Origin of the sequence: Staphylococcus argenteus, from assembly GCF_000236925.1 — a bacterium.
Classification (GTDB): Bacteria; Bacillota; Bacilli; order Staphylococcales; family Staphylococcaceae; genus Staphylococcus; species Staphylococcus argenteus.
In genome coordinates this window covers 935693-948053 of the sequence record NC_016941.1, presented here as the reverse complement: position 1 = coordinate 948053, position 12361 = coordinate 935693, and the positions used below count along the sequence as shown (strand labels likewise).

The following is a 12361-nucleotide window of genomic DNA, read 5'->3' as shown; positions in this document are numbered from 1 at the left end:
AGAGACTCCGAAGAGTCTCTTTTATGTTAAATATTTAAATAATGCTTGGTTATTCTGTTGTATCAGGAAAATAACGTCGAACTTGAGCTGTAACGTTATGACTCATAATAATTTTAGCATAGTCATTTAAATACACTTCTGTTCTATCAGTTGGGTATGCAAACTCTAACAATTGACTATAGCTATCATTAATAACCTCTTGATCAACATGACTATCAAAGTGAATCGCATAATAATAAGTACTATCAACCATATATAACAAATCTTCAAAATCAGTTGTGATTAGGTTATTATGATATGCATAATTAATAACATCTTCTAAATCATTAAATTTCACAATAATTGTTCTTGTATTTTTTCGTGTAGCATTTCGTTGACGTTTAGATCCTTGTGCTTCTTTTTCTTTAGTTCTTTGTTCAAATAATTCTTCTAGTTGATCTTCGCCTTCTAATGTTTGAGCTAACAATTCTTGAACTTGTTCATCAAATTGATCAGTTGTATCATCATCAGACATATTCATCATATCTTCATTTTTAGATTTAGAAATTGTAACTTCGACGCCTTTTTCAAAAGCATGTACTTGAATCCATAATGGACCCTCTACCACAAAATCCTCTTCTTCATTAATTTCATCCATCATTGACCAAAAGAATTCTTCACCACGTTTACGATTTGTCCATAAATCTTCTCGACTAAATCCACGTGCCTCGATATCACTATATGTTATAAACAATTTTACAGTTGTATCATCTACTCGTTCTATTCTCATATCATCTCACTCCTTACAGTCGATGAATAGTATTCATATTGTATTAGAGCATCAAACAAATTACAATTTATTTGTCTGATTTCTATCGCTAAAATATTTTGGTAATTTATAATAACACATTCATTGTAGTAAAACTATATAAATGATTTATACAGTTAAAGCATTAAAGCACTTTCTTAATTTAATTTTACCCTATCATACAAAATGTTTCATCCAAAACACATTTATACATAGTTATATTAATAAATGAGGCATACATACAAATAAATATGTACGCTCCCATTCTTTAAAAAGCCAAAAAAGCAACACTATATAAATAGCGTTGCTTGACATATCTTTTAGTAAAGTAATGACACATAGTTAAATGGTTATTAGTCAACCATACGTTGTGCTTCTTGTAATTGGAACGTACGAACTTTTCTAGGTAAGAAACGTCGAATCTCGTCCTCATTATAACCAACTTGTAGTCGTTTATTATCTAAAATAATTGGACGACGTAATAAGCCAGGATTATCTTGAATGATTGAATATAAATCTTGTAATGGTAGTGAATCAATATCAACATTTAATTTTTGGTATGTTTTAGAACGTGTAGAAATGATTTCATCAGTACCGTCTTCAGTCATTTTTAATATTTGCTTAATTTCATCAATTGTTAAATGTTCAGAAAAAATATTACGCTCCGTATACGGAATGTCATGTTCTTGTAACCATGCTTTCGCTTTACGGCAAGATGTGCAACTTGGTGAAGTAAATAATGTTACCATACATCTCACTCTCCTATTTGAATGAATAAAATTCATTGCTTAAAATTTAGTTATAGATCAAGAAAAAACATTTTTTTCTAAAATTCTTAATCGTTACTATTTATTATAACTATCTAACATTAAAATTAAATGAGAAAAACCTAATTTTTCAGATAAGTTTCTACACTTAATAAAAAGTTAAGAATCCCTCTGTTAGTAGCAAGTTATACATATATTCTAACACATCTTACATTTTTAAGAAATACTGTTATAATGATAATTATTAAATTATTATTGAGAAAGTAGGCATTTAAATGGAGACATTATTTTCAGGCATTCAACCTAGTGGAATTCCTACTATTGGAAATTATATTGGTGCATTAAAACAATTTGTTGACGTACAAAATGACTATGATTGTTATTTCTGTATCGTTGATCAACATGCAATTACAATGCCACAAGATCGTTTAAAATTACGTAAACAAACAAGACAATTAGCAGCTATATATCTAGCTTCAGGTATTGATCCAAACAAAGCAACACTATTTATTCAATCTGAAGTTCCTGCACACGTTCAAGCTGGATGGATGTTAACAACTATAGCTTCTGTTGGGGAATTAGAGCGTATGACACAATATAAAGATAAATCTCAAAAGTCAGTGGAAGGCATTCCAGCTGGATTATTAACATATCCCCCATTAATGGCAGCAGATATAGTTTTATATAACACCAATATTGTTCCTGTTGGTGATGATCAAAAACAACATATGGAATTAACGCGTAATCTTGTTGATCGATTTAACAGTCGTTATAACGACATCCTTGTTAAACCTGAAATTCGTATGCCTAAAGTTGGTGGAAGAGTTATGAGTTTACAAGATCCAACAAGAAAAATGAGTAAGAGTGATGACAACACTAAAAACTTTATTTCGTTACTAGACGAACCTAACGTTGCCGCTAAAAAAATTAAAAGTGCCGTAACTGATTCAGATGGAATTATCAAATTCGATCGCGAAAACAAACCAGGTATTACGAATTTAATTTCAATATATGCTGGATTAACCGACATGTCTATCAATGACATTGAAGCAAAATACGAAGGTGAAGGTTATGGCAAATTCAAAGGTGATTTGGCTGAGATTGTAAAAGCCTTTTTAGTAGAATTCCAAGAAAAATACGCAAGCTTCTATAACTCAGATACACTTGATGATATTTTAGATCAAGGCAGAGACAAAGCGCACAAAGTATCTTTTAAAACTGTTAAAAAAATGGAAAAAGCTATGGGCATAGGACGCAAGAGATAAACTATCAAAATAAAGAGGCACTAGAATTCCCTAGTGTCTCTTTATTTTCGTATCAATTTTTAATGTCTACCTCGTGGATTAAAAGCATCTTTTAGACCTTCACCAACAAAATTAATACTTAATATCGTTAAAGTAATCATAACCGCTGGCGGCATCCAAATCCATGGTTTCCCACTGATTACATCACCTTCTTGTGCATCACTCAGCATATTCCCCCACGAAGGAATTGCCTTACTAATACCAAAACCTAAAAAGCTTAATCCTGATTCAACAACTATCATACCAGCAAATAATAAAGTCGCTTGAACTATTACAACGCTTAATATATTGGGAAGCAAATGTTTCAATATAATTTTATAAGTAGGTGTACCTATGGATTTAGCTGCTAAAAAATATTCATTTTCTTTTTCTTGTAGAACTTTACCTCGAACTAATCGAGCGATACCTCCCCAACTTAAAGCAATAATAACTAGTACTAAAATAATCGCTGATCCATATGGATTTTTAATTTTATCTCCAAGTGCTGCATTTAAAACAATTGCAAAAATCAAAAATGGAAATAACATTACAAATTCAGTTATTCTCATAAGCAACGTATCAACTAAGCCACCAAAATATCCAGATACGACCCCTACGGTTATACCTATCAATAACATGCCAATTGTAGACGTAATTCCAATTGATAAAGAAATACGTCCGGCAAACAATAAGCGACTAAAATTATCTCTACCACCTGAATCTGTCCCAAGTAAATTATGAGATGTCATGTCACCTTTTATATTCAAAAGATCTTGTTGATTCACAGGATATGGTGCAATTAGTGGTGCAATAACTGATACTATAATTATGATTAATAAATACGAAATTGAAAGCATAGCAATTTTATTATGAATAAATTTAGTAAATGCTATTTTTAACGGTGAACGTGACTTATTCTGCATTGTGCCCCTCCTAGTTACTTCTAATTCTTGGATCCACAAATCCATATGTAATATCAGAAATCAAGTTGCCCAGTAAACCTAAAAATGAAAAGAATAAAGTCAAAGCCATCATTAATGGATAATCTTGTCCAGTTACTGATTCTAAAAATAATTTACCAATACCATTGTATGAAAAAATGGTTTCTGTAATTACAGCTCCACCTAATATACTTACAATATCAGCACCTAAAAATGTGATGATTGGTATTAGAGAATTTCTCAAAATATGCTTATTATAAATTCTATTCATAGATAATCCTTTTGATCTAGCTGTCAAAACATAGTCTTTTTTAGAATTTTCAATAATATCATTACGTAAATATTGAATATAACCCGCCGTAGATAATAACCCCAATGTTAATGCCGGTAAAAATGTATGATATATTTTACTTAAATAATAATTAAAAGTACCTTCTTGTAAATTTATATCCACTGAACCTTGGAAAGGAAACCACTGTAATTCAAAAGAAAATATAAAAATTGCAAAAACACCTGCAATAAATGATGGAATGGCTAACATCAAATAATTAAATATTTGCACTGTATAATCTGTAATGCCATAGGCAAATCTCCCAGACGTTATTCCTAAAATAAAAGAAATAACATACGTAATAATCAGTGACATAACGCCAAGTAAAATTGTATTAGGAAGTCTTTCTTCTATTACATCTATTACAGGTCTTTTATATTTAATTGATTCTCCCAAATTACCATGAGCTATGTTTTGTACCCATCTAATATATTGTTTAGGAATCGAATCATTGAGACCTAATCTTTCCCTTTGAGCATTTATTGCCTCTTGTTTTATTTTCCCATTTTGTAAGTCTGAAAAAGGATCCCCCGGTTGAATAATTGCTAATGAAAACACAACAATTGATATTAATATTAAAAGTGGAATCATTAATCCTAATCGTTTTAAAATCAATTTAACCATTTATTTCACCTACTTTATCTACATAAAAACATGCAACTTTATGATTATCGCTAACATATTCTAAATTCGGTAAGTTTGTTTTACATTTCTCTGTTGCTATAGGACATCTAGTATGGAATGGACATCCTTTTGGTGGATTACTAGGTGAAGGTAATTCCCCTTGTAATATAATTCTTTCACTATTTTGTTTATCAAACTGTGGGATTGAAGAAATTAATGCTTTCGTATATGGATGTTTAGGATTTTCATAAATTTCTTTATCCGAAGCTATTTCGACTATATGACCTAAATACATAACTCCTATTACATCACTAATATGTTTTACAACACTTAAATCATGTGCGATAAATAGATAACTTAAGTTAAATTGTTCTTGCAGATCCTTCAATAAATTGAGTACTTGAGATTGTACGGATACATCTAATGCACTTACAGGCTCATCAGCGACAATTAGACTAGGACGTAAAGCTAATGCTCTTGCTATCCCAACTCTTTGTCGTTGCCCACCTGAAAATTCATGTGCATATTTATAGTATGCTTCTTCACTTAATCCAACACATTTTAATAAATATAGTACTTCTTTTTTAACTTCATCTTTCGACATTTTTTTATAGTTTAAAATTGGCTCTGCAATTATATCTCCTACCATCTGCATTGGGTTTAAAGAAGCATATGGGTCTTGAAAAATCATTTGATATTTTTGTCGTGACTCTCTTAATTTCTTACCTCTCAAATGCGTTATATCCTCACCATCAATAATAATCGAGCCTGATGTTGCATCTTCTAATCTAATAATAACTTTACCAATTGTGGACTTTCCACAACCAGATTCACCAACCAATCCAAATGTTTGACCTTTTTTTATTGAAAAGGAAACCTCATCAACTGCTTTGACAAATTGGCTTTTTTGCAATAATCCAGTTTTAATTTTGTAGTACTTTTTCACTTGATGTACTTCTAAGATGTTTTCCATCGCTTATATCTCCCCATTTTCTTTACTATATAAATGACACCTTACTAATACGTCTTCGTTTACATGCATTATTGGAGATTGATGATTGCATATATCAATTTTTTGCCTACATCTATTTGCAAATCTGCACTTATTTACTTGAAATTCTTTTATAGACGGTACAATCCCTTCAATTGTTTCAAGTCGCTTTTGAACTTCATTCAATTTAGGTACAGTAGATAATAACTTTTTAGTATATGGATGCTTAGGTTTATGTAATATATCTTGAATATTTCCAAACTCCACTATTTGCCCTGCATACATAACCATTACCTTATCGCAAAATTCAGCCACTACGCTTAAGTCATGTGTAATCATCATGATTGCCATCTTTGTTTCTTTTTGTAATTCTTTTAATAAATCCAAAATTTGAGCTTGAATGGTTACATCTAATGCAGTGGTTGGTTCGTCAGCAATTAATAATTTCGGAGAGCACGATATAGCCATAGCTATCATTACCCTTTGCCTCATACCACCAGATAGTTGATGAGGGTAACTTTTCAGTATTTCTTCTTGTCTCGAGATACCAACTTTTTTTAATAAATCCACAGCTGCTTTATGTGCTTCTTTTTTTGATAATTTTTTATGTAATTTTATTGATTCTACCAATTGATTTTTGATTGTATAAACTGGATTCAATGCAGTCATAGGTTCTTGAAAAATCATTGCAATGTCATTACCTCTAATATTTAGAAGCTGCTTTTCTTTTAATTTATCAATTCTTTTTCCGTCAAAAATAACCTCTCCTTTACTTAGTTTTGATATTTTTTCGGGCAATAACTTAATAATTGATTTACTTAAAATTGATTTACCACAACCTGACTCACCAACAATTCCTAGAACTTCACCCTTAGATAGTTCAAATGATATATTTTCAACAGTAGCTAACCACTGCTTATCTATCTTTAAGGAAGTTTCTAAATCTTTCACTTCAAGCAATACTTTATTCATAACATCCCCCAGTATAAGTAAACCTCGACAATAAAGTCGAGGTTACAATGCTAATCTTCTTTAGTTAAGTTATATAAACTTTGATCTGTCCCAATTTCAACATCTACATTTCGTACTTTGTCATTAACAATAGTTATTGATTTCCCTTGGAACATCGGCAAACCTGGCAATTCATCATTCATATACTTTTGCCATTTTACATATATATCTTTACGTTTCTTTTCATCCGTACCTACTTTATCAAAATCTAAAGCTTCATCCAGATATTGGTCTGATTTTGGTAAAATAGTTCTCATTTCATTTTGAGGTCTATCAGTATGATATAAATCTGATGGATCAGGATCGGTACCTCCAGCCCACGTTCTAAAATACACTTCCATACTTTTTGATGCGTTGGCTAAATCTTCATTATATTTATTAAATTCAATTAACTTCACATTTGTTTTTAAGCCCACTTTTTCCCAGAAATCTTTAATAGCAGCAGTTCTAGGTTCAAAAGTTGGATTTGAGCCAGTATAATGTTTAAAATTAATTTCAAATTTGTTACCTTTAGGATCTTCTCTAAAGCCATCCCCATCCTTATCTTTATAACCAAGTTTATCTAAAATCTTTTTAGCTTTTTCAGGATCATATTTATAATCGTTCAATTCCTTAGGATCAGCAGCAATCCAATGCATTGTAGGTACAAAACTGTTAATTTCACTCGCGTATCCATTGAAAAATGCATCTATCCATTTTTTTCTATCAATTGCATAAATCATAGCTTTCCTTAATTCTTTATCTTCATATTTTGGTCTCACTTTACCTGTTTTATTTGTATTTTTATCGTAATCATGAGATACAAAACCAATTAAACCATAATCCAAACTTGGTGTAGATAAAACTTTCAAACCAGCTTTTGAAGATTTTGCATCTTTGGCCATTGCACCAGTTGCATCATTAACAATATCTATATCGCCTTTTTCCATTGCTTTAATAATTTGAGCTTGGTCAATAACTTTTAAATTGATTTTGTCTAATGAAGGTTTACCTTGCCAATAATCATCAAATTTAACTAGTTGTACGGCTTCTCCAGGTACTATTTTTTTAACTTTATAAGGTCCAATACCAATCGGATATTTACGAATTTTCTCTGATTTCGCTAAATCTTTAACTGGCACGTCTGATAAATACTTTTTGCTTAATAACGGACCACTTACAAATCCAGTTAAGTAATTTTCTTGCTTTTTGTCAAAAGTAACTTGCATAGTATAGTCATCTATTTTTTTCAATCCACTTATGTGATCCGTTTTACCCTCGTGATAATCCTTTGCGCCTTGAATATTTTCTACACTTGGATAATATGCACCTTCATAATCTTTATTAGCTAATACTTCTATTGAGTAAATCCAATCATCAATTTTTAGTTCATTACCATCATGCCACTTAACGCCTTTTTTGATTTTAAATTCTATTTTTTTCGCTGGATCAATATCTTTCCAAGATGCGATATATGATTTTGGTCGGATTTTTTTATCAATAGAAATTAGACTTTCATTAAAGTAACCTTCCACTACAGCATCTGAATGAGAACTACTTAATAATGAAGAATAAACGCCACTTGGTGGTGCAGTTAATGCAACATTTAATGTCCCCCCTTTATGCTTGGACGTTTCTGTTTTTGAAATATCTTTCACACCTTCATCTTTGCCACTATTTTTTCCACAAGCGCTCAATACTAAAACGACAATAAGAATAATTGAAAAATATTTAATTATCTTCCCCATGTAAAAACTCCCTACTTTTAAACTAAGATATTTCTTTTTAGTTTACTCATAGAAAAAATTTTTACAAGTTAGTTTTTAGAATATTCAGTCATTATCATTTTTATTAAATTTCAGTAATTTAATTAGCTATATTTTTTTATTTCCCTAAATTTTCTTCAACACAAAAAAGCCGGAGAAAGTTCTCCAGCCTATTTTACAAAGCATTTTATTTTTTCTTTTTACCCGTTTCTTTATCAATTGATTTATCTATATACACATTTTTAAGTGAGTTATTCGGTCCGAATTTATGATAAATTAGTCCTTTAACTTGAGGGTTGGTTAAATGTGCGGTACCTTTTTGATAAATCGGTGCAACTGGTGCATCATTTAGGAATATCTCCTCTGCTTTTTTCAAGCTTTCATATCGTTCTGTCGGTTGAAGCGCCAATTCGTTTCTTGCAATTTTTAGTAGTTGATCGTACTCTTTATTACTCCAGTCCGTATTATTTTGTGCATTGCCTTTTGTCATCGTTTCTAAATAAGCCATTGGATCTGGATAATCTGCTGACCATCCACTTAGTGACGCTTGATAATTACCACTTAACTCTAATGAAACTCTTTGCTTAAATGGCAATTGCTTAATTTTTAAAGTAACACCTGGTAAATTTTTCTCTACTTGTGATTTGATATATTCTGCTGAAATTTTAGCATCTGGTGTATCTTCAGTGTTCATAGAAAATGTCACTTCATTTTTACCTAATTCTTTTTTAGCTTTTTCCCAATGCGCTCTTGCTTCTTTAGGATTGTATTTTAACGGTGAATTGATTGTACTTGCATAATCTTTACCATTCGGCGCTTTAGCAATTCCTTTTGCTGTAAATGTATCAGATGGTATTGATCCATTATTTTTCACTGAATCAACATATCCTTTTTTATCTATTGCTTGTGCGATAGCCAGTCTTAATTCTTTATTTTTAAACTCAGGAAATTCTTTCTCATTCATTTTCACAAAAAATGTTCCAGTCGTTAATACAAAGTTTAATCCTTTATTTTGTTTATACTTATTCACTTGATCGGCAGTAATGAGTGCGTCGTCTACTGACTCAGTATCATACAATGATGCACCTGCCTGCAAGTCTTTGATAACCTTATAATTCACTTTATCCAACTTTACATTCTTTTTATCCCAATAATACTGATTTTTAGATAATAATGTTTTATCTTCTTGTTTCCAATCGTCAACTTTAAATGGACCATTGTATACCGCTCTATCTGCTGCCGTACCATAATTTTCACCATATTTTTTGGCAACTTTTTCATTTTGAGGTGCAAACGTATTGAGTGCTAACAATTGATTAATATATGGAACCGGCTTTTCTAATTCAATTTGTAATGTTTCATCATCTAACGCTTTGATACCTAATTGTTCAACAGGTTTCTTACCAGTATTAATATCACTTGCATTTTTAATGTCACCCATAATGTATGCAAATTCAGAACCTGTTTTAGGATTAACTGTTTTTCTCCAAGCATAAACAAAGTCTTGTGCAGTTACTTTGTCACCATTGCTCCATTTAGCATCGCTTCTTAATTTAACTTTCAAAGTCTTTCCATCTTTACTTTTTTCTGGAAAAGCTTTCGCAACACCTAACACAGGCTTGTCACCTTTACCTAATGTGAATAACCCCTCAAAAGTTTGCGCTGTCACCTCTGAAGATATTTCATCAGTTATTAACGATGTATCAAGGGATGTTAAATCTTGTGGTAAAATTTTTCTGAATACTTGACCTTTATCCGAATAAATTCCACCATCATTAGCACAACCACTTAATGCGATTGTGGCAACCAGTATTAAAATCAGTGCTCTCAATTTTCTCGTCATTGCATTTCCCCCTTCCCCTTAATTTTGTGTCACCAATATATTTTCTCGGAGTAGTGCCGCTTCTTCTTCAGTACTAAAGACAAAGTGATTCGGTCTTATTTCATGTAATTGTCTTAAATGATTATTTTTTTCATCATCAATGTAACTAAATCGTTTGCGACTACGTTCTGATTCAGGATCAGGTTGAGGAATGGCTGATAATAATGACTTGGTATAATCGTGTAATGGATTTTGATAAATTTCTTCAGCCGGTCCAATCTCAACTATTTTCCCAAAATGCATCACTGCAATACGATTTGAAATATACTTCACCATTGATAGGTCATGCGCTATAAATAGGAAAGTGATCCCTCTTTCACGTTGTAATTTTAATAACAAATTAACTACTTGAGCTTGAATTGAAACATCCAATGCCGATATTGGTTCGTCCGCGATAATGAATTCTGGTTCCACCGCTAATGCACGGGCAATCCCAATACGTTGTCGTTGTCCGCCTGAAAATTCATGTGGATAACGATTAGCATGCTCTTTACTTAGCCCTACAGTTTCAAGTAAATCATACACGCGTTTCTTGCGGTCACGTTTATCACTTGCCAGATGATGTATATCAATACCTTCAGCAACAATATCCATCACTTTTAATCTAGGATTTAGTGACGCATATGGATCTTGGAAAATCATTTGAATTTTTTTATTAAATTTAAGTAAGTCTTTACGTTTCTTAATCTTTTGTATATCAATACCCTCATACAAAATTTCTCCGCTTGTAATATCATTAAGCTTAATAATTGATTTACCTGTCGTAGATTTACCACAACCAGATTCACCAACTAAACCTAATGTTTCCCCTTTGTATATATCAAACGTAATGTTATCAATCGCTCTTACTTCATTTTTCTTTCCTGCATTAAAATATTGCTTTAAATTTTTAATCGATAGTAATATTTCATCAGTTTTCATTGAACGACACCCTTTCTACCATTAGTGGTTTTTCATAATTATTAGGCATCGGTTTCAAGCGTTGTTTTACCAATTCAGGTAATTCAACTTTTGGTGCACGTGCATCTAATAACCAAGATTTCACAAAATGCGTAGGTGAAACTTTAAACCAAGGTGGCTCTACTTTAAAATCAATATCTAATGCATATTGACTACGTCTAGCAAATGCATCACCTTGAGGTGGATGTAATAAATCAGGTGGCGAACCCGGAATTGCTAATAATGGTGTGTCGTTTGTTGTTGATAAATCTGGCATTGACGATAATAGTCCCCATGTATATGGATGTTTGGGGTCATAAAATATCTCATTAACATCTCCTGTTTCAACCATTTGACCGCCATACATCACTGCAACTCTATCAGCGATATTCGCAACAACCCCTAAATCATGCGTAATAAAGATAATCGCTGTATCAATTTTTTGCTGCAGCTCTTTCATTAAATCTAAAATTTGTGCCTGCATCGTAACATCAAGTGCTGTTGTAGGTTCATCTGCAATAAGTACTTTCGGTTCACATGCTAAAGCTGTAGCGATAACAATTCTTTGTCTTTGCCCACCTGAAAACTGATGAGGATATGCTTTAAATCGTTTTTCAGCATTTGGTAAACCTACAAGATTTAAAATTTCTAATGCGCGCTTTTTTGCTTCTGATTTACTATAGTTTTTATGTTTCATGAGTGGTTCCATTACTTGCTTACCAATTTGCATTGTTGGGTTTAAAGATGTCATTGGATCTTGAAAGATCATAGAAATATCTTTTCCACGTAATTTAATTAGATCGTTTTCAGGTTTTTTCGCTAAGTCTTCCCCTAAAAATAAAATTTCTCCCTTTTTAATTCTTCCTGTGTCCCCTTGGAATAGTTTAGTAATTGCTTTTGTTGTCACTGATTTTCCGGAACCGGATTCACCAACAATAGCTAATGTTTCCCCTTTGTTTAAGTAAAAATCTACCCCTCTTACTGCCTGCACTTCCCCTGCTGTAATATCAAAGGAAACATGCAAATCATTTACTTCTAATATTCTTTCAACCATATGCTA

The 12361-nt window shown here is 31.8% G+C and carries 11 protein-coding genes; 1 reads left to right on the top strand and 10 read right to left on the bottom strand.

All coding sequences use genetic code 11. The annotated features are described in order from the left end of the window. Positions 1-49: 49 nt before the first annotated feature. Positions 50-769 carry an adaptor protein MecA gene (gene mecA, locus SAMSHR1132_RS04435; protein ID WP_001217738.1) on the bottom strand — a complete coding sequence of 240 codons (720 nt, stop codon included), beginning with the start codon at positions 767-769 and terminating at the stop codon, positions 50-52. A gap of 371 nt (positions 770-1140) precedes the next feature. Continuing rightward, on the bottom strand, positions 1141-1536 hold the full coding sequence (gene spxA, locus SAMSHR1132_RS04430; protein ID WP_000258003.1) for a transcriptional regulator SpxA: 396 nt from the start codon (positions 1534-1536) through the stop codon (positions 1141-1143). 293 nt (positions 1537-1829) lie between these two features. On the opposite strand from spxA, the gene trpS reads away from it, so the two are divergent. After that, complete coding sequence (trpS, locus tag SAMSHR1132_RS04425; protein WP_000448942.1) at positions 1830-2819, top strand: tryptophan--tRNA ligase; 990 nt, start codon at positions 1830-1832, stop codon at positions 2817-2819. Between the two features lie 59 nt (positions 2820-2878). Here the strand turns inward: trpS and opp4C are convergent, their stop codons facing one another. The 8 genes from opp4C to SAMSHR1132_RS04385 form a co-directional block, all read right to left on the bottom strand. Beyond that, the gene (gene opp4C, locus SAMSHR1132_RS04420) at positions 2879-3760 is read right to left on the bottom strand and encodes an oligopeptide ABC transporter permease (RefSeq protein WP_001180303.1); all 882 of its coding nucleotides are present in this window, start codon (positions 3758-3760) and stop codon (positions 2879-2881) included. A gap of 10 nt (positions 3761-3770) precedes the next feature. Then, on the bottom strand, positions 3771-4733 hold the full coding sequence (gene opp4B, locus SAMSHR1132_RS04415) for an oligopeptide ABC transporter permease (RefSeq protein ID WP_000239821.1): 963 nt from the start codon (positions 4731-4733) through the stop codon (positions 3771-3773). Then, a complete protein-coding gene (locus SAMSHR1132_RS04410) occupies positions 4726-5706 on the bottom strand; it encodes an ABC transporter ATP-binding protein (protein WP_000427762.1) in 981 nt (326 codons plus the stop codon). The genes opp4B and SAMSHR1132_RS04410 overlap by 8 nt, the downstream gene beginning before the upstream one ends. Positions 5707-5709: 3 nt before the next feature. After that, the gene (locus tag SAMSHR1132_RS04405; RefSeq protein ID WP_001045302.1) at positions 5710-6696 is read right to left on the bottom strand and encodes an ABC transporter ATP-binding protein; all 987 of its coding nucleotides are present in this window, start codon (positions 6694-6696) and stop codon (positions 5710-5712) included. A 50-nt stretch (positions 6697-6746) separates the two neighbouring features. Beyond that, on the bottom strand, positions 6747-8462 hold the full coding sequence (gene opp4A, locus SAMSHR1132_RS04400; RefSeq protein WP_000516218.1) for an oligopeptide ABC transporter substrate-binding protein: 1716 nt from the start codon (positions 8460-8462) through the stop codon (positions 6747-6749). A gap of 205 nt (positions 8463-8667) precedes the next feature. Next, positions 8668-10323, bottom strand: coding sequence for a peptide ABC transporter substrate-binding protein (locus tag SAMSHR1132_RS04395; protein WP_000197105.1), 1656 nt, complete (start codon positions 10321-10323; stop codon positions 8668-8670). 18 nt (positions 10324-10341) lie between these two features. Further along, positions 10342-11283, bottom strand: a complete 942-nt coding sequence (locus SAMSHR1132_RS04390) for an ABC transporter ATP-binding protein (protein WP_000845231.1) — start codon at positions 11281-11283, stop codon at positions 10342-10344. After that, on the bottom strand, positions 11273-12355 hold the full coding sequence (locus SAMSHR1132_RS04385; RefSeq protein WP_000230228.1) for an ABC transporter ATP-binding protein: 1083 nt from the start codon (positions 12353-12355) through the stop codon (positions 11273-11275). The genes SAMSHR1132_RS04390 and SAMSHR1132_RS04385 overlap by 11 nt, the downstream gene beginning before the upstream one ends. Positions 12356-12361 lie beyond the last annotated feature (6 nt).

Coding starts and splice junctions, on each gene's coding strand:
- mecA (WP_001217738.1), bottom strand. CDS start 769: ATGAGAATAGAACGAGTAGATGATACAACTGTAAAATTGTTTATAACA.
- spxA (WP_000258003.1), bottom strand. CDS start 1,536: ATGGTAACATTATTTACTTCACCAAGTTGCACATCTTGCCGTAAAGCG.
- trpS (WP_000448942.1), top strand. CDS start 1,830: ATGGAGACATTATTTTCAGGCATTCAACCTAGTGGAATTCCTACTATT.
- opp4C (WP_001180303.1), bottom strand. CDS start 3,760: ATGCAGAATAAGTCACGTTCACCGTTAAAAATAGCATTTACTAAATTT.
- opp4B (WP_000239821.1), bottom strand. CDS start 4,733: ATGGTTAAATTGATTTTAAAACGATTAGGATTAATGATTCCACTTTTA.
- SAMSHR1132_RS04410 (WP_000427762.1), bottom strand. CDS start 5,706: ATGGAAAACATCTTAGAAGTACATCAAGTGAAAAAGTACTACAAAATT.
- SAMSHR1132_RS04405 (WP_001045302.1), bottom strand. CDS start 6,696: ATGAATAAAGTATTGCTTGAAGTGAAAGATTTAGAAACTTCCTTAAAG.
- opp4A (WP_000516218.1), bottom strand. CDS start 8,462: ATGGGGAAGATAATTAAATATTTTTCAATTATTCTTATTGTCGTTTTA.
- SAMSHR1132_RS04395 (WP_000197105.1), bottom strand. CDS start 10,323: ATGACGAGAAAATTGAGAGCACTGATTTTAATACTGGTTGCCACAATC.
- SAMSHR1132_RS04390 (WP_000845231.1), bottom strand. CDS start 11,283: ATGAAAACTGATGAAATATTACTATCGATTAAAAATTTAAAGCAATAT.
- SAMSHR1132_RS04385 (WP_000230228.1), bottom strand. CDS start 12,355: ATGGTTGAAAGAATATTAGAAGTAAATGATTTGCATGTTTCCTTTGAT.